This window comes from Chelatococcus sp. YT9 (assembly GCF_018398315.1).
GTDB lineage: Bacteria > Pseudomonadota > Alphaproteobacteria > Rhizobiales > Beijerinckiaceae > Chelatococcus.
In genome coordinates, this window is the sequence record NZ_JAHBRW010000001.1 from 3,783,805 (window position 1) to 3,800,978 (window position 17,174).

Sequence of the window (17,174 nt, forward strand, 5' to 3'; positions counted from 1 at the left end):
ACTACTAAGGCCCTAAGGCTTAGGCGTAAATGATGTTGAACTGCGACACGTCGTTCGCGTCAGCACCAAGACCGACAAGAGTGATCTCACCAGCGAAAGCACCAGTGATCGACGTGATATGCAGGTCAACGCCGTCATTCACGAAGGACAGCTGACCGGCGCTCGTCACGCCGAAGACCGACAGATCGATGCGGTCGGAGGTGGCAGTGTTGCCGCCTTCGAAGAAGTCGATCGTAATGTCGCCGACTCCCGCTCCATCGAATGTGAAGATTTCACGGGTGGCATAGAGATCCTCAGCCGTGAAGTTCACGAAGTCGGTCGCGCCGAGGTGGTACTCAACAGCGGTCGCGCCGTAGAGAGCGTCCGAAGCATCAACCGTGAGGTTGGCTACAACGCCAGACACGTCGAGCGTAGTGAAGCTGGCGAGATCGTCTGCCAACTCAACATTGGCGTTGTTGCCAGCAACTACGCTCAGCGAGATGAGGCCCGCGTTGCCCGATGTGCTCCCGTAGACGTCCACGTCAACATCGTTGCCAGCTGCGATAGCAGCTGTCACGACACCGGTGTTGATGAACTGAACGTCGGAGTCGACGCCAGCGGTCGCCGTGAAGGTGAATGAGCCCACAACATCATGGATGTGTGCGTCGGCATCTTGACCGCCCTCGACGTTGACCGTCTCGAGGCTATCAAAGCCTTCGGGGAGAACCAGCGGGACCTCAGGCGTACCCTGAACCGTATTGATAACGGGGTTGGTCCAGGTTCCTTGAGAGATTGCCAGCGGGAAGCTGGTAACATCACCCTGGTTGCCTACGTCGTTCCAGACTATCTCGACGTCTGCGCCATTCCGCGTCGCGGTCAGCAGCGAGCTCAGATTCGTGTTGAGATAATCAACGATGTCCTGAGCGACACCCTGGTCGTGCAGCGGGCTGGTCGGTCCGATGCCGAAGCCGAAGGGGTTCGCAAAAGACGTGGCATAAGGAACGATGATTGAGCCGCCTGGGAAGCCCTGGCTTGACAATACGATCTGACCCGAGGTCTGAGATGTTTCGCCAAGACCAGCGCCGACGTTCACACCCGTTACGTTAACGGTGAACGTTGCGACTTCTTGCGTGCCGGGATCGTACGGCACGCCAGCTACGCCTTCGAACTCGAGGTAAGCGTCTCCTCCGGCTACAACATTGACGTTCCGAAGAGCATCGAGATCCTCGCCAGGAGCGGAGGCATCGAACTCGACAGCAGCGTCCGCGGCAGCTGCGACATCAACATTCTGGAGAGACGCAACGTCGTCGCCCCCGTCCACGTCCACCCAGACATTGCCGTTCAGCAAGTCCGACGTTTCGATCTTAAGCGTCGTCAGAGCAGCGCCAGAAAGGGCGTCGATGTCGATGGTGCCGTCAAAGGACTTGACCGTGAGATCAGCAACGTCACCGACGTTAAGGCTGAGATCCTCAATGCCGAACTCGGAGTCGATAGTCAGCACGTCGACGGTGTTCGCCAGCGTGAGCCAGTTTCCATTTCCGTCAACGAAGGTGAAGTCGAGGGTTGTGACTTGGTCGCCGATGCCATCAAGATCGAGCGTCGCGTCGCCGCCAAGACTGATGTCGTCAACAAACTCGAGGACGCCATTGAAGCCCACAAGCGTGGTGCCGGTGAAATCGAGGGCGTTGATGTCGCCATCGTCATAGACCTTGGCGAGCGCGAATTCGTTGTCACCCGCTCCGAGATCGATGAGGATGTCCTCGCCGTCGAAGTTGGCGCCGTTCACGACAACGCGGTCGTCGCCCGAGCCGGTCTCGACGCTCTCGAGAACCTCGGAACCACGCAGGTCAATGTCGAGGTCGCCCGACATGGTGCTCGCGTCGAGCGTCTTCAGGCTATCCCACTGCTGCTGGAACCAGTTGCCGCGCACGTTGAGATCGCCGTCACCGTCGATGGTGAGGTTCTCGACGGTGCCGTGCAGCCCGTAGTTTATCTGCAGGTAGTTGTCGCCGGTCACCGTCAGCGCGAGATCGGTAATGACGTCATCGCCGTTCGCGTGCACGTGCAGCTCGGTGCGATTGTCCTCGTCCTTGCCGACCTTGTTGATCTCAACAGCCTGCGCGGCGTGGTCGCTGCCGAGCGCGTCGGCCGCATACGACGCATAGAACGTCGTGTTGCCAGACACGTTGTCGAGGCCAAGAAGAACCGAGTTCTGGATCTCGTAGACGTCGAGGTCGCGCGTCGAGTTGACGTTGCGGACTTCTTCCACGCCTTCGACACGGGTCATGTCGAGTTCGGCGTCGTTGTCACGTGACGTGAGCTGGAACTCTTCGATGTTCTTGATCGACGGATCGTCAGAGCCACCGATGCCGGTAAAGCCGTTGAGCTCGGCCTTGAGAATGTCGTGTCCGTCACCGCCGTCGAGCACGTCAACGCCCTGGAGCGTCTGCGTGGCGAAAAGCCCGTCAAGGCCGGTCTTGAGCGGCGCGGAGAAAATCTCGTCGCTGCCCGTGCCGACGATGTGGTCAGCCTGGACGGTCAGGTCGTAGACCGTCGTGAGAACGTCGAACAGCGAACCCGTGTAGATGCCTTCGCCATCGGCCGCGGCGAGGAGGAAGCCCTCGACATAAGGCTCGGTCGACTCGATGAATTCCGGCGACTGGGAGAAGCCGACGATGACTTCGGCGAGCGAGCCGCCGTTGTTCAGGACTTCGGTCCAGAAGGCGATGCCAGCGGCGTCACCCGGACGGCCGAGAACGTTCGCGTAGAGACGACCGACGATCTCGGAGTTGGACAGGCCACCATATTGGGACTCGAATTCGCCGGAATCGCCGAAGGCGCTGGCGAGCTCGGGGAGGGTCAGGCCCTGGCCGCCATTATACTGGGCGACCCAGAAATCAAGACCGTCGGAATCCGGCACGCGGCCGAAGACGGCCTGGTAAAGGCGAACGACTGGATCGACCGTAACCGTAGCCGCAGCCAGAAGAGCGTTGTCGAGCGCTTCGACGCTGGGGCTGTCCGCATAGGCGGCGACCTGCGCCTCGGACGGAGTGGACCGGAGGATCCCCTCGTAGCGCTGAATGACGACATCAGCAGGAAGTGTCATGGTAACCTCTTGATCAAAAAGGCGTTAAGCCAGCCGCTGCCGGAATCGTCAGCGCAGCTTGCAAGAGGCTATACAGCGATTACCATACTGCTGTAAATGTCTTTTATATGCAGAGCTTAAGCGCCGTTGGGCATTCCTGCGGCGCTCGATCCGTAAAAAATCGAAACAAATCAGCGGGGTATGGGGCCATGTTGAATTCCGTTAAACACGGGCCGGCTGTCCGAAATAGATAGTGAACAGTAGGTTACGTCGTGCGCTCACCGTTCGCGCCATGCCCGGCGGCGCGGTGTTGCAGGAGATGTTCTTGTCAAATTGGGTCAGCTGCGCTGTCGTTTCTCGATGTGGGCGTCGATGCGCCGCACCGGAGCTCCGCAGTCTTCATTGATCTTGCGCCGGCAAAACTTCTGCGGTGCGGGCAATCTTCTTGATCTTGATGTGACAAAGACTTATCTTGAAAACGGTGATCACTTGCTGGGCAGATTGTTCGAGAATCCCTGATGTACGGAAATCCGCAGAGGCGCAGCGCCAATGACGTGCAGGAGCTCAGACGCGAAGCCGGCCGCTGGCTGAAGCAGCGTCGCGAGGCGTGTAATCTGTCGCAGCGTGATCTCTCTACGCTTGTCGGCACGGACTACTATACCTTCATCTCCCAGCTTGAGACCGGCCGGGGACGTATCCCTCCGGATCGATACCGGGTTTGGGCGGAGGCTCTGCAGATGGAGCCGAAGGAGTTCGTGCGGCAGATCCTCAGGTTCTATGATCCCGCCACTTACGAGATTCTCTTCGAGGAAGCCTGATCGGCACGGGGCGTCGGCGCCCTAGTCAGTCGTATTGTGCCGGAGTTCGTTCGGCCCTCCCGCGGCGCGCAGTAATCTTGGGATCGGTATGGCATCAAACGTCGCCCAGCTTTTCTCGTTTCGCCCCCGTTCGAACGACTGGAGCAACCAGGAACTCGCGGAGTTCTACAGGGTGGAAGCGTCGCTCGTGCAGGCGGGGCTCTTGGTTGATACCGATCGGGGCATCACCGATGAGAACGAACCCTGGTTCGTCTTCTGCAATTCCGAGACAGGCGACGTCATCATTCATTTCGCCCGTATAGATGGGGCCTATGTAGCGGCCAGCGGCGCGTTTGACGGCGTGCTGCGCGGGCGGGATTTCCGCTCCGTGGTCGAGGCGCTTCTCAGTCGTCACCCGCTCGTCATGCCGAAGGCGCGCGACAACATCCGGCTGCACCCGAGTTCCCTGCTCGTGGCGCTCGTCGCGACCGCGTTCTTCAAGCTGTCGGACGTCGATGCCCAGGCGAGCGAGGCCAATCACAAGGGCTCGGACGGGGGCTCGTCGCGGGAGATCTGGATCAAATCCGACGGGGACGTGAAGCAGGCAAGCATCCAGCTCGACCGTCGCCATGTCGCGGTCGTCCTGGCCGCCATGACCTTCGCCGTGACCCATGACTTCAATGGCGACTGGACACACTGGCTGAGTAAGGCGGCGGATTGGCTGGACGAGGACCATGGCGCTTCGGACGTCGCGGCGGCTCCAAGGCTGGCGAGCGATTTGATCGAGTTCGCGAATCTGGCGGAGACACCGTCGGATGCCGCGCCGGTACGCGTGGAGCACGCCAGCATTCTGCCGCTGGATGGCGGACACATCGAGCAACTGGCGACGTTGTTCGGCGACAAGCTGTCTTTGCTCAGCTTGCTAACAAGTCTTATGAACGGGACGCAAACCGCTGAGAAAGCTGGCGGTTCCGGCGTGGAGCTGCCGGGCGCAGTGGCGGTGGTCGAGGATCTGAGCACCTACAATAACCAAGAGGCCGCCCGCAATGGCTCCTCCGCGGCCGCCGATACGCCTCGCGAAATGGTGGCAGGACGAGATCGCGAGGTCACGACCGAGCAGAAGGCGGACAGCGCTGAAGTCGTGACGGTGGTGCTCAGCCAATCTCCGTCCGAGCAGTCCTCGTTACCGGTCGTGGAAGCGGTCCGCTATGTGGAAAGCAGCGGGCTGGCCTCTGTGGACAGCCGCGAGATCCTGAAAGTCGGTGACGGCCTGCTGGCTTCCTTGACGAGCGGCGACATCGCGTTGGGTCCGATTGCCGATGTGCTCCCTGAAGCCGCGTCGACCCCTTCGTCCGGACAAGACGGCAAGGATCAGGCGAGCGGACTGGCGGTTAAGATCGAGGCGCTGTTCGGTGACAACCGTCCCCTCCATGCCTTTCACGATGATGCCGACGACTACAAAAGCGTCATGGCGACCTTCAAGGAGAAGAACGCTGACTTCGAAGTGGCGCTATCGGGTAAGGACATCGTCTTTTACGACCTGACGCCGGATGTGCACCCGGGCGACGCCCTGAGCTTTGTCACCTGGACATTCGAAGACGGTTCGACGCTGAGCCTGATAGGGGTTTTGCCGCACGAGATCGCCATCGCGGCCTGAGCAGCAAGGCCCATCATCGCATATCAGAACCCCGACCCATGTGTCGTTGGGGTTTTATTGTGCCTCAAGAGGGTCCTTCGGCGCTGCCGCATACCATTGATTCACTGGAAGCGATCCGATCGATCCTTCGCGCCGCAGCTCAAGGCGGATCGGCACCAGTCCGGAGCCAGGACGTAGGCGAACAATCGCTCACGACGCTCAGTGCGCTTTAGATGTCGATGCTGTCGTCCAAGCGGCGATCCGGCGTCCTCTGCACGGGAGGCGCTGTTTTTTCCACGACAATGGAAATGGTGTAGCGCTCGACCGTCCTTCCCGAGACCACTTCGTATTCGATCTGATCCTGGCCACTGAAACCCTCACGAGACTGGTAAAACAGGGCTTGGGCGGGAGCTGGAATGGCCGCGCAAGGGCCGCTGGAGCGCTTTGATGAACCGCGCCGAACGACGAGGGTGCCATGGCCTGGCATCTTCTTGACGCGAATCTCAGCCAGGGGGCCGCGGCTGCAGTCAGGCTTGAGGCTCTGATATACCGCGACTCGATTGGGTTTACCGGTCTGCACCCGCAGCGTGCGATAGAGAACGGTTTCAGCAAGCGCTGCCGAGAGGGGCGTTGAACACGCAAGCGCTCCAACTGCGGCGGAAAGGCATAACGTTCTCAAGCTTCGGGCGGCTCGAGAGAAGACAGCATGACCGTTGTCTCCTTCAGCCAGGCGGAGAGCATCCATATGCATGTCTTCTCACTCTTCGTCGTTTCTGCCGATCGATCGATGTGAAGCTGCAGGCTTGCCAAGTCTAGAAGATCTTGTCCGGGTGCGAAACAGAAGAACGGCCCAAAGTGCGAGCCGTCAGTCTTTAACGTGGAAAAAATGTGCAACGCCAGATAGATGTTCCGCGGTCTTGAATCTTTTTGCCAGAGCAGGTTTGCAATCGAGCCGCCGCGAATGACGTGCTCACCAAACTATGGATGAATGGGACGCTTCCTAGCAGGGGGTGGCTCTCTGCCTTTCGGAAGCGTTCGCCACATCCGGATTACCCGGAACGCTGGGTGCCTTCGAAGCTCCGGCTGGGTTCTATCGGCCTCGTTGGCAGGCTGAGTTCCCGCTCGATCCACGCGCCGAATGCGATGAGCGCCGCCTCGCGTCGCGGGTGCGCCACAATTTGGACGCCGATGGGTAGTCCGTCCGGGGCAAAGCCGATTGGCAAGGCGATCGCCGGACAAGCCGTCATCGAAAGGATTGCGGTGATTGCGATCCAGTCGAGATAGGTGTTCATGGCCACACCCTCGATGGATGCAGGATAGAGCGTTTCGACCGGGAACGGCATGGCCTGCGTCGCTGGGCAGATCAAGAACTCGTGGCGATCGAGGAGATCAATCATACGCCGGTAGAAATCCGCACGGTAGCGCTCGGCGGCCGCCAGGGTGGCGCCGGATTGTGAGGCGCCGCGTTCGATATCCTGCAAGACGCCAGCTGGGAAGAGCGCGCGATGCATGGGAAGGAAAGGCTCCCAAGCGGCCAGGAAGCTCGCGCCTCGTAGCGCGAGAAAGGCATCGAGGGCGCCGGTGATATCCGGCGTGGCGACTTCCGTTCGCACCCCCGCGCGCACGAGCATTGCGACGAAGATTTCGAAAGCCGCTCGGATGGGTTGCGCAACGGGGAGCTGCCCGAGATCGACACTGACCGCGACATGGCCCGGCTTTGACGGGGCGCGGGCTGCATCGAGGAAGGGTGGTTCCGTCGAAGGATTGGTCAGCACGTCGCCTGGATCATAGCCCACCATCGCGTCAAGCAGGAGCGCGAGGTCGGTGACGTCGCGGGCCATCGGGCCTTCCACGGCAAGCGTATCGAAAGGCGCGGCGAGGCGCTTTCGCGGCACCCGCCCGGGCGTTGGGCGAAGGCCCGTGACGTTGCAGAAGGCTGCGGGAATACGCAGGCTGCCCCCCAGATCGTTGCCGTGGGCTAGCCAGGCTTCGCCTGTTGCGAGCGCAACAGCTGCGCCACCGGAGGAGCCGCCGCAAGTCAGCCTGATATCATAGGGATTGCGCGTCGCGCCGAAGACCGCATTGGTGGTCTGGGCACCGCCGAGCTCCGACAGATTGGACTTCGCGATGGGAACCGCGCCACGGCGCTCAAGAAGAGCGACGGTGCGGTCCGACGTGTCGGCGACCCGATCTCGAAAGAGTGGAGTGCCACTCGTGGTGCGCACGCCGGCGACGTCGTTGTTGTCCTTCACCACGATAGGCAGTCCCGCCAATAACGGGAGAGGCTCACCGCGCTTGCGGGCCGCATCGATGGCGGCAGCCTGCTCGCGTCCGCGTTCGAGACACAGGGTCGGCAGCGCATTTACGCTAGGCTCGATCGCTGCAATACGGGTAGCGGCAAGGTCGACGAGTTCGAGCGCGGATATCTCGCCCGCGCGCAGGAGACTGACGACGTGGTTTGCGCTGGCTCCGATCAATTCATCAGACATGGTTTTCATCCAGCATGGTTTGAGTCGATTGAGGCGTCGTCAGCAGGGCTCCGGCCGGTAGAGTTCTGGCCCGTGGTAACGTGGCCTGCCTGTCGACGGTGACCGGGCCGGGCAGTCGACTCGCGCACCACCAGGCTGGGTGCGAGAACGCGGGTTTCGCCGGGGCCGGTCCGCACGCCCTGAATCCGGTCGATCAGAAGATCGAGCACGTGCTTGCCCATGGCGGCCACAGGCTGCGCGACCGTTGTCAGGCGAGGTGTGAATGCCCCCGCCCACGGGAAGTCGTCGATACCGATAACAGACACATCGCGCGGGCAGGCGAGGCCTAGATCGGCGAGGGCGCGCATTACACCGATGGTCATGACGTTATTGGTCGCGAAGATGGCAGTGGGCGCATCCTCGCGTCGCAGCATCTCTATGGCGGCCCTGTAAGCTTCGTTCTCGCGATAGCGCGCATCGCATATCAATGAAGGGTCGAAGGAGATACCAGCCGCCAGAAGTGTTTCCCTATAGCCCTGCAGGCGGTCGGCCGCGGTGCGTAGTACCTCAGGTCCGTTGATGAGGCCGATGCGTCGGTGGCCGGCTTCGATGAGATGTGACGTTGCAAGCGCACCCGCGCGGTGATTGTCAAGGACGACGGCATCATAGCCGAGTTCGACCATACCGCGATCGACGAGAGCCACCGGCACGGCGAGCTCTGCAAGGATCGCAGCCCGGTTGATGGAGATCGCGCCCGTCGGGGCGAGGATGAGGCCATCGATCCTCTGGGCCCTGAGCATCTGCATGTGCCGCTCCTCGCGCGCAAAGGCCTCGCCGGAGTTGCATAGCACCATCGAGAAGCCAGCTTTGGCTGCGGCGTTCTCCACGGCCTCGAACAACTCACTGAAGAAAGGGTTGGTAATGTCGGCGACGACCATGCCGATGAGGCCACTGGTGCGCATGCGCAGACTGCGGGCCGCAGCATGCGGAGAATAGCCGAGTTTTTCGACTGCCGCGTGAACCCGCGCGCTGAGTTCAGAGCTCACGCGTCCGGGACGGTTCAGGGCATTGGACACGGTGGTGACGGACACACCTGCCAGGCGCGCAACGTCGCGAATAGTCGCCATCTTGATCCAAAAAACGTTTTACAAAGATCGCCTTCATCTCACGGCTGAGTCCAAATTCAAACAGAAAAATTCGCATGAAATTTCGCTTGCCCGAAGGCGTGACGCTATGAGAGGCTTTATGCGAAACGTTACACAAGTGGGGGAGCGCCGTGTCCGGTCGCGTGCTGATGCTGCGAGGAGCAGGGTAGATGGGGCGGTATGTCGTGCGGCGGCTGATCGGCACACTGCCGGTTTTCCTCTTTGTCGCTCTGTTCACCTTTTGTCTGCTTCGGCTCACCCCTGGTGATCCCGCCGCGCTGCTCGCCGGCGATCAGGCGACGACCGCCGAGGTCGAGGCTGTTCGGCTGAAGCTCGGTCTCGACAGACCGATTCCGGAGCAGCTCGTCGGCTGGGCCAGGCAGCTCGCCTCAGGCGATCTTGGCCAATCGGTCTTCTCAAATATGCCGGTGACGCGACTGATCGGGCAGCGCGCCGAGGCAACCGCCATGCTGGCGCTCGTTGCCATCGTGATGTCGCTCGTCTTTGCTCTGCCGATGGGCACCCTCGCCGCTGTCCGAGCCGGCGGTGCCGTTGACCGAATGACGATGGCCTTCGCGGTGCTCGGTTTCTCGGCGCCGGTTTTCGTTGTCGGCTTCTTCCTCGTCTATGTCTTCTCACTCTCGCTCGGCTGGTTCCCGACCCAAGGCTATACGCCGCTGTCCGCCGGCCTCTGGCCATGTCTGCGGAGTCTCTTTCTGCCCGGCCTCACTCTGGCATTGCTCTATACGTCGCTGATCGCGCGCGTTACCCGAGCTAGTCTGCTTGATGTCCTATCGGAGGATTATATCCGCACGGCCAACGCCAAGGGGGTGCGGCCGCGCGCCATACTCATGGCGCACGCCCTGCGCAATGCGGCGGTTCCCATCGTCACCGTTGTGGGCGTCGGCATGGCGGCCCTGCTTGGGGGTGTGGTGGTCACGGAAACGGTCTTCAACATTCCGGGGCTTGGCCGGCTGACCACCGATGCGATCCTGCGCCGCGATTACCCGGTCGTCCAAGGACTGATCCTGCTGTTCTCGACAATCTACGTCTTCGTCAACCTCCTGGTCGACCTCAGCTACGGGCTGTTCGACCCGCGCGTGCGTTATTGAGGCGGCCATGGCGATGATCGAAGCCAAAGCCGTCGAGACCAACGCCGTCGAGACCAAGCAGGCAGGCGCTGTGACGCCTGTAAACCATCGAGTTGGGCTCCGTCACTTTCTCAGGCGGCATCCCGTCATTCTGGTGGGGATCAGCGTCCTCTTGCTTTTCATGCTGATCGCCGCGACGGCTCCCTACCTCTTACCGGACCCCGCGCGGCTTGATCCATCGCAGCGCCTCCGGCCGCCAAGTTGGCAGAATTGGTTCGGAACCGATCACCTCGGCCGCTCCGTGTTGTCACGCACGCTGAACGGCACCAGCATTTCCTTGTCAGCCGGCACTTTGGTGATGGTGCTAACGACGTTCTTCGGCGTGCTCTTTGGCCTTCTGTCAGGGTTTTTCCGCAAGCTCGATGGCGTCCTCATGCGCTTCATGGACGGTGTGATGGCGATACCTGGAATCCTTTTGGCCATCGCGCTGATGTCACTGTTCGGGTCGAGCCTTCAGAACGTGGTGGTCGCCATCACGATCGTGGAGGTGCCACGCATGTCGCGCGTCGTCCGGAGCTGCGTGCTGGTGCTGCGCGACCAGCCCTATGTGGAGGCATCGATCACGCTGGGCACGCGTGTTCCGCGCCTGTTGTATCGCGATATCCTGCCTAATATCGCCGCTCCCGTGCTGGTGCAGGCCACTTACGTCTTCGCGGCCGCAATGGTTGTCGAGTCGGTTTTGTCGTTCCTCGGTGCAGGCACTCCACCGACCATTCCAAGCTGGGGCAACATGCTCGCCGAGGGGCGCCAGTATCTGCAGCGCGCGCCTTGGATCGCCGCCTTTCCAGGGGTGTTTCTCGCGCTGCTCATTCTGACTGTGAACGTTCTCGGCGATGCCCTGCGGGATGCGCTCGATCCCAAACTCAGCCGGCGCAGAAACTGATGCGGTTCTCGCGTCGGTTTCTGAAAGTCGGCTGTTCGGAGGCGTGAAAGAACCAACGGATCGAAGCTTTCTTCGCCGCAAACGAAAGGCGGAGGTGCTCTCGAGGTAAAACTCAAGGAAGGGGAGAAAACATGAAGCCTAGACAGGGATGGGGGCTCGCGGTCGCGGCGGCGATCGTTGGCCTGTGGGCGCTGCCGGCAGCAGCGGAGATCACGTTGAAGGTTCGTCCCTTCGGCGATCTCAAGACCATCGATCCGATCACCACATCGGACTACATGGTCCGTAATCACGGCTACATGGTCTACGACGTTCTCTTCGCGCAGAACGCGAAGGGTGAGATCGTGCCGCAAATGGTTGCAAGCTACGATCGCTCGAAGGACGGATTGACCTGGACCTTCGTGCTGCGGGACGGGCTCAAGTTCAGCGACGGCGCGCCGGTCACGGCAGCGGATGTGGTCGCTTCGCTCAAGCGTTGGGGTGAGCGCGACGGCCTCGGCCAGCAGCTCATGGCCAATACCGGAAGTCTGGAAGCCGTTGATGCAAAGACGGTCAAGCTGACCCTCAAGAATCCCTGGGGCTTGGTTCTGGAGGCGCTCGGCAAACCGAGCTCCAACGTTCCCTTCATCATGCCGGAGCGTATCGCCAAGACCCCGTCCAACGAGAACATCAAGGATCCGGTCGGCTCTGGCCCCTTTGTCATGAAGCTTGACGAATGGGCGCCCGGCTCGAAGGTGGTTTATGTTAAATCGCCGACCTACAGCCCGCGTGGCGAAGCGCCCGACGGCCTGGCTGGAGGCAAGCCGGTGAAGGTCGATCGTGTGGAATGGCAAATCATTCCCGACGCGCAAACCGCGCTGAATGCGTTGCAGGCCGGTGAGATCGATATCTTCGAGGAAGTCCCGCCGGACATGATTCCCCTGGTGAAGGGCAATGCGGATGTGGGGATCGCAAAACTCGCGGCCTTGCAGGGCGTGATGCGCTTCAACCAGTCGCAGCCGCCTTTCAACAATGCCAAGCTTCGGCAGGCGATCCTCACCCTCGTGGACCAGGACCCGGCATTGCGTGCCTATGTCGATGACCCGAGCCTCTACACCAACTGCCCATCGTTCTACATGTGCGACTCGCCCTATTTCACGCAGGCGGGATGGCCAAAGCCCGACGTGGAAAAGGCCAAGCAGCTGGTCAAGGAAAGCGGCTATGACGGCACGCCGATCGTCCTTCTCGACGCGACCGAGACCGCCCTTCATCCGGCGAGCCTCGTGGTGGCGCAGGCCATGCGCGACATCGGCCTGAAGGTTGATTACCAAGCGATGGACTGGGGCACCCTGTCGAGCCGCCGGACGAGCAAGAACCCGGTCGGGCAGGGCGGCTGGTCCATCTTCCTGTCCGGGCCCGCGGCGCCGGACATGAGTGAGCCGGTCGGCCATATGGCTCTGCGCTCGAATTGCGACAAGGCCTGGTTCGGCTGGCCTTGCGACGAGGAGATCGAGAAACTTCGCGCCTCTTTCACGACGGCACCGGATCTCGCAGCCCGCAAGGACATCGCCGAGAAGATCCAGCTCCGCGCCGTTGAGACTGTTCCCTATGTCCCTGTCGGCCAATTCTACCTGGTGCGCGGCGTTCGCAAGAACGTTGACGGCCTTCTGGCCGCTGGCGTTCCCGTCTACTGGAATGTCAGCAAGGGTCAGTGAGTGTCCTGAAGGTGCCTAAAGCCTTCTGCTTAGGGCAAGGTTTTCATGAAGGGGAGCGATGCCGGCACTGCTTTCGGGCAGCCGCCGGCGTCCTGCTTCCTGGAGAGGTGATGGGCAAATCTGATCGTTGGTAGGAAAAAATTTGCCATCTCCGGTGCATCACTGTGGGCGACAACGCGATCACAGGGATTCGCTCATGACGGTACTCCGCTTCCCCAATCGGCCCTCTCGTCGGACCTATGAGGAAGAGTTTCTTCGCCTCTGCGCCTTGCGGCGCGAGATTGACGCGCAGCTTGACCAGCTCGTCGAGATGGTGAGCGCTTTGGGCGATGAGGAGAACGATGGCGGAAGCCCGCTTGTGACCATGAGCGTTCCCGGCCGCAGTCGCCATGGACTGCGTGTCGTCTGATTCGACGTCAGGGCTGATCGATCCCGCTCGTATCGATGGTTGAGATCAGCCCTCCTCCGCAGTCCCATGTCGACGGCCGGTTCGCAAGGCCTTGGCGGAGACTGCGGCAAGATCCTCGCCCTGGCGTATTCTACAGCCCGTACTGCTCGCGCGCGTATTGGCCGAGACCGGCGGCATCCAGGCGGCTGAGCGGCGCGAGGAAGGTCACCTGAATGACGCCGGGCGCGCGCCCGATCTCAATGGCGCCGTTGACGGTCGCGCGGTTGCGAATTTCCGGGACCGTGACGCCGAGAAGATCCGCTGCGCGCTGCAACCCGTTATCGATGGCGGCGTTCATGTTCGCCGCGGTGCCGATGACGGAGATTGGCGCGAGATCCTCGATGGCGCTCACACCCCACTGGCTCGCGAGCTTCTGCGCCGCCGCCTTCTCACCGGGCGAGAGCGGCCGCGCCAATGGCGGCAGATCTTCCGGCAGCGGGAAGAGAACCGGCCCGTCGATGCGATAGTTCTTCACCACCTCGATTTGCAGCGTGACGCTGCCCGCCACATCCATGGTATGGCCGGCGATCTCGCCGTCGCCTTGGGCGGCGTGCATGTCTCCCATGTAAACGCCAGCGCCCTTCACCTTCACCGGCGCCACGAGGATCGCGCCTGCGCGCACCGCGTCGATATCCATATGACCGTCCGTCTTGTGCGCGGCCAACTGCTCGGCCGTGACTGCATAGGGATGGGGGGCGCCGACGAGGAAGGCGCCGAAATCGCCTGCGTTGTGAGAGTCCGGCAGGGCCATTGACGGCGTTGTGCCGAGCTGGCCGAGAAACGGCCTGAGACGCACGGGCACGCCGGCCATGTCCGCCGGCGCGAAGGTCAGAATGGAGTGCTGCACCGAATGATCGGGCAGCGCCGCATAATGCTTGGCTTCACGAGCGATCTTGTCAGCGGCTGATCGCGGCATGGTCAGGCCGACGCCGTGCGCATGGTCGAATACGACAGTATAGCCATGGACGATCTCGAAAGGCTTTACGGCGTTGCCGCATTTGTTGCAGCGCACCGCGTCCTGACCAATGCCCTCGACGTGGGTTTCCGGCCAGATCTCGTCGCAGACCGGGCAGCGCGCCGCCACATAGGGATCGCCCAGACAGAAACCGGCGGGTGAGCTGTCATGGCCTGATGCAGTAGCGAGCGAGGTAACGGTGATGTCGCGAATGCGGATCGCGACGGCATCGCCCGGCTCGGCGCCCTCGATGAAGACGGGCTGGGTGACTTCATGCCCACCGCGCAGTCGCGGGGTGATCATTGGCCCCCAGCATCCCGGTGCGGTATTCGCGATGATGGTGCCTCCGTTCTCCAGCGGTCCGAGCATGGGCTCCTTCGGGTCAAGGACACTGTTTGTGAAGCCCTGCACGACCACGCTACGCTGGGTGGTTGAATGTCCGTCCGTCATGGCGCCACGGCCCTCCCTTTGTCATAGGCTGCACCGAGCCTATCACACCGGCGGATGCATTGATCCGAATCGCTGCACTCGCCGGCGCTTGATTCGTTCATGATATGTTCTATACTGCAGGTCGTTTCGGGCATCTACCAAGAGGCTCTAGCGTTGTCGCGCGTCTCGGCGGCCCGGTCGCCAATTTAATGGGATCGGGCTGCGATTATTGCGTAGGGGAGCGCCCGTCATGCAAGATCAGCTTGATTTATTCCGGGACGAGCCCTGGCGGCCGAAGTTGCCCGAGAGGCTGTTTTTCTGCCTGCTTCCAGACCGTGGATCCGCCGCAAAGATCGCGCGCTTCAGCACCGCCTTTCGGCAGCTGAACGCGATCCAGGGAGACGTCCTGAAACCAGGGCGCCTCCATGTGTCGCTGTACCACGTGGGCGACTACAAACGGCTGCCAACGCACAAGGTTTATGCGTCGGAGCTCGCTGCTCGCACCATCGGTGGGCAGGCGTTCGAGGTTACCTTCTCTTCGGTGGGGAGTTTTCGGCCAGCACCCAAGCGCGGCGGCGGGGAGCGCAAACATCCCCTCGTGCTGCTGGCGGAAGCCGGTTCTCTCCAGCGTCTGCACGAGTCGCTCGTCGAAGCCATGCGGGGCCATGGCCTACGCGCGGCAGACACTTTCAAGCCGCATATGACGCTGGCCTACTGTCCGGGGCCGGTGCCCTTTCAGTCGATTGGTCCGATCCGTTTCAAGGCCACGGCCTTCACACTTATTCACAGCGAACGCGGACTAGGACGATACCATGAGAAGGGCCGCTGGCCGCTCGCCGACGCATGAGCCCGCGGGCTGCGCGGAAGGAGAGGTGGACCATGGAGGCAAGGCAATTTTGACAAGCTATAGATAAGTTGATATCAACGTATCTATGGCGCCTCGCGCTGGTGTGACAGGTCAGCAGCCTCAGGGAGGAGAAGAATGATGAAATACGTGGAAGGGTTCGTTGCCGCGGTGCCTGCCGCGAACAAGGAAGTCTATCGCAAGCACGCCGCTGATGCGGTGCCCTTGTTCAAGGAGTTCGGCGCGACACGCGTCGTTGAATGCTGGGGTGACGACGTGCCGGACGGCAAGGTCACGGATTTTCGCCGTGCCGTGAAGGCCGAGGAGGGTGAGGTCGTCGTCTTCAGCTGGTTCGAATATCCTTCAAAGGAAGTTCGAGACGCGGCCCATGCCAAGATGATGTCCGACCTGCGCATGAAGGAGATGGGCTCGACCATGCCCTTCGACGGAAAACGCATGATCTTTGGCGGTTTCGCGCCGATCGTGGATATGTAGGGATACGGATTGGTCTGCAACACCCTGGCGCTGGACGACTTGCCTTGATGTGCGGTCGCGGCCGGCGCCCATGTCCTGACGTTCCGAGCGCTTGAATGCTTGGATGGTCCGTCCTCACGCGTCCGCTTTGGGCGATGCGCCGCGGGTTATCGCGTGGTTGAGCCCGCGCAGCAGCGCGAGCACCGTCTTGAGGGTTGGGGCCGCAACCCCGACTTCATCGGCGAAGAGCGCGGGTTGGCCGAGCTGGCTCTCGACCTCCATCGGCCTGCCCTGCAGCAGGTCCTGAAGCATCGAGGGGCGAACGGCTGCGAGAGCCTGGGCCCGCGGCCCCTTGCCTCTTTCGGCCGCCTCTGTGCCCACCTCTGTGCCCATATCGTAGCCCTGCGCGCCCGCGATGGCGACTAGCTCGGTGATGATGGCCTGGCCAACCGCGCCGAGTTCAGGGAATGCGTTGCGTTCAGCGCCGACGAGGCGTGTCAGCGCGGCGAGCGGTCCGTTGGAGGCATTGCGGAGAAGCTTCGCCCAGACATCCCGGCGGATGTTGGGCGAACGCATAGCGTCGATGCCGGCTGATTGCAGAAGCGCCAGGCTGGCGTCCAGGCGAGGGCTTGTGTTGCAGTCCGGTTCGCCCAGCAGGAAGTGATTGCTGTCGCTCGCATTTTCGACGACGCCCGGCGCAACGATCTCGTTGGGTGACTGGACGATCACGCCAAGCGCCCGTTTCGCGCCGACCTCCTTCCAGAGCACGCCATCGGGGTCGATGAGCGGAAGGGGCCCGGCCTTTCCGGGCAGGCCATGGTTCCACCACCATGGGATGCCATTGAGGCAGAAGAGCGCGACACCGTCCGGTGCGATAAGCCGGCCGAGTTGAGCGGCAACCGGCGGCAGGCTGTGGGATTTCAACCCGACGACCACGACGTCTTGCGGCGGCAGGCTGTCTGGATCGTCTGTCGCCGTCGCGACGGGGACGGTGAAGCTCTTCCCCACGCCACGCAGCGTCAGGCCGTTATCCCGCAGCGCCGCGAGATGGGCGCCGCGCGCGACGAGTGAGACATCGGCGTTGCCGGAGCGAATGAGCTTGGCGGCGAGGTGGCTGCCCACGGCGCCCGCTCCGAAAATGCACAGCCTCGTCATCCACGCCGCTCCCACCCGCTTCGAGAGGGGGCGA

13 protein-coding genes are annotated in these 17,174 nt (G+C 61.9%); 8 read left to right on the forward strand and 5 right to left on the reverse strand.

From position 1 onward, the window contains the following. Positions 1–19: 19 nt before the first annotated feature. Positions 20–3,085 (reverse strand): DUF4214 domain-containing protein, encoded by a 3,066-nt coding sequence (locus tag KIO76_RS17445; RefSeq protein ID WP_213324425.1) that lies wholly within the window; start codon positions 3,083–3,085, stop codon positions 20–22. Positions 3,086–3,582: 497 nt separating this feature from the next. Between KIO76_RS17445 and KIO76_RS17450 the strand changes: the two genes are divergently transcribed. Together KIO76_RS17450 and KIO76_RS17455 are read left to right on the forward strand one after the other, a co-directional pair. Next, entirely contained in the window at positions 3,583–3,882 is a 300-nt protein-coding gene (locus KIO76_RS17450; protein ID WP_213324426.1) for a helix-turn-helix domain-containing protein, read from the forward strand. An 88-nt stretch (positions 3,883–3,970) separates the two neighbouring features. After that, entirely contained in the window at positions 3,971–5,518 is a 1,548-nt protein-coding gene (locus tag KIO76_RS17455; RefSeq protein ID WP_213324427.1) for a hypothetical protein, read from the forward strand. A gap of 1,028 nt (positions 5,519–6,546) precedes the next feature. Here KIO76_RS17455 and KIO76_RS17460 read toward each other — a convergent pair. Together KIO76_RS17460 and KIO76_RS17465 are read right to left on the reverse strand one after the other, a co-directional pair. Next, complete coding sequence (locus tag KIO76_RS17460) at positions 6,547–7,986, reverse strand: amidase (RefSeq protein WP_213324428.1); 1,440 nt, start codon at positions 7,984–7,986, stop codon at positions 6,547–6,549. Positions 7,987–7,991: 5 nt separating this feature from the next. After that, positions 7,992–9,092: a LacI family DNA-binding transcriptional regulator gene (locus KIO76_RS17465; RefSeq protein WP_213324429.1), complete on the reverse strand. Its 1,101-nt coding sequence runs from the start codon at positions 9,090–9,092 to the stop codon at positions 7,992–7,994. Positions 9,093–9,280: 188 nt separating this feature from the next. Between KIO76_RS17465 and KIO76_RS17470 the strand changes: the two genes are divergently transcribed. The 4 genes from KIO76_RS17470 to KIO76_RS17485 all read left to right on the forward strand — a co-directional run bounded on the left by KIO76_RS17470 (position 9,281) and on the right by KIO76_RS17485 (position 13,244). Next, entirely contained in the window at positions 9,281–10,222 is a 942-nt protein-coding gene (locus KIO76_RS17470; RefSeq protein WP_213324430.1) for an ABC transporter permease, read from the forward strand. A 7-nt stretch (positions 10,223–10,229) separates the two neighbouring features. Then, entirely contained in the window at positions 10,230–11,144 is a 915-nt protein-coding gene (locus tag KIO76_RS17475; protein ID WP_249729637.1) for an ABC transporter permease, read from the forward strand. Between the two features lie 131 nt (positions 11,145–11,275). Further along, positions 11,276–12,835, forward strand: a complete 1,560-nt coding sequence (locus tag KIO76_RS17480; protein WP_213324431.1) for an ABC transporter substrate-binding protein — start codon at positions 11,276–11,278, stop codon at positions 12,833–12,835. 196 nt (positions 12,836–13,031) lie between these two features. Continuing rightward, the gene (locus tag KIO76_RS17485) at positions 13,032–13,244 is read left to right on the forward strand and encodes a hypothetical protein (protein WP_213324432.1); all 213 of its coding nucleotides are present in this window, start codon (positions 13,032–13,034) and stop codon (positions 13,242–13,244) included. Between the two features lie 130 nt (positions 13,245–13,374). On the opposite strand, the gene KIO76_RS17490 is transcribed toward KIO76_RS17485, so the two are convergent. Then, positions 13,375–14,688, reverse strand: coding sequence for an acetamidase/formamidase family protein (locus KIO76_RS17490; protein ID WP_213324433.1), 1,314 nt, complete (start codon positions 14,686–14,688; stop codon positions 13,375–13,377). A 229-nt stretch (positions 14,689–14,917) separates the two neighbouring features. Between KIO76_RS17490 and KIO76_RS17495 the strand changes: the two genes are divergently transcribed. Beyond that, positions 14,918–15,514: a 2'-5' RNA ligase family protein gene (locus KIO76_RS17495; protein ID WP_213324434.1), complete on the forward strand. Its 597-nt coding sequence runs from the start codon at positions 14,918–14,920 to the stop codon at positions 15,512–15,514. A gap of 138 nt (positions 15,515–15,652) precedes the next feature. After that, a complete protein-coding gene (locus KIO76_RS17500; protein WP_213325323.1) occupies positions 15,653–16,006 on the forward strand; it encodes a DUF1428 domain-containing protein in 354 nt (117 codons plus the stop codon). 114 nt (positions 16,007–16,120) lie between these two features. On the opposite strand, the gene KIO76_RS17505 is transcribed toward KIO76_RS17500, so the two are convergent. Continuing rightward, on the reverse strand, positions 16,121–17,140 hold the full coding sequence (locus tag KIO76_RS17505; protein WP_213324435.1) for a ketopantoate reductase family protein: 1,020 nt from the start codon (positions 17,138–17,140) through the stop codon (positions 16,121–16,123). Positions 17,141–17,174 lie beyond the last annotated feature (34 nt).

What these genes read in the sequence shown, in the direction of transcription:
- KIO76_RS17445 (WP_213324425.1), bottom strand. Translation starts at nt 3,085, where the DNA reads ATGACACTTCCTGCTGATGTCGTCATTCAGCGCTACGAGGGGATCCTC.
- KIO76_RS17450 (WP_213324426.1), top strand. Translation starts at nt 3,583, where the DNA reads ATGTACGGAAATCCGCAGAGGCGCAGCGCCAATGACGTGCAGGAGCTC.
- KIO76_RS17455 (WP_213324427.1), top strand. Translation starts at nt 3,971, where the DNA reads ATGGCATCAAACGTCGCCCAGCTTTTCTCGTTTCGCCCCCGTTCGAAC.
- KIO76_RS17460 (WP_213324428.1), bottom strand. Translation starts at nt 7,986, where the DNA reads ATGTCTGATGAATTGATCGGAGCCAGCGCAAACCACGTCGTCAGTCTC.
- KIO76_RS17465 (WP_213324429.1), bottom strand. Translation starts at nt 9,092, where the DNA reads ATGGCGACTATTCGCGACGTTGCGCGCCTGGCAGGTGTGTCCGTCACC.
- KIO76_RS17470 (WP_213324430.1), top strand. Translation starts at nt 9,281, where the DNA reads ATGGGGCGGTATGTCGTGCGGCGGCTGATCGGCACACTGCCGGTTTTC.
- KIO76_RS17475 (WP_249729637.1), top strand. Translation starts at nt 10,230, where the DNA reads ATGGCGATGATCGAAGCCAAAGCCGTCGAGACCAACGCCGTCGAGACC.
- KIO76_RS17480 (WP_213324431.1), top strand. Translation starts at nt 11,276, where the DNA reads ATGAAGCCTAGACAGGGATGGGGGCTCGCGGTCGCGGCGGCGATCGTT.
- KIO76_RS17485 (WP_213324432.1), top strand. Translation starts at nt 13,032, where the DNA reads ATGACGGTACTCCGCTTCCCCAATCGGCCCTCTCGTCGGACCTATGAG.
- KIO76_RS17490 (WP_213324433.1), bottom strand. Translation starts at nt 14,688, where the DNA reads ATGACGGACGGACATTCAACCACCCAGCGTAGCGTGGTCGTGCAGGGC.
- KIO76_RS17495 (WP_213324434.1), top strand. Translation starts at nt 14,918, where the DNA reads ATGCAAGATCAGCTTGATTTATTCCGGGACGAGCCCTGGCGGCCGAAG.
- KIO76_RS17500 (WP_213325323.1), top strand. Translation starts at nt 15,653, where the DNA reads ATGAAATACGTGGAAGGGTTCGTTGCCGCGGTGCCTGCCGCGAACAAG.
- KIO76_RS17505 (WP_213324435.1), bottom strand. Translation starts at nt 17,140, where the DNA reads ATGACGAGGCTGTGCATTTTCGGAGCGGGCGCCGTGGGCAGCCACCTC.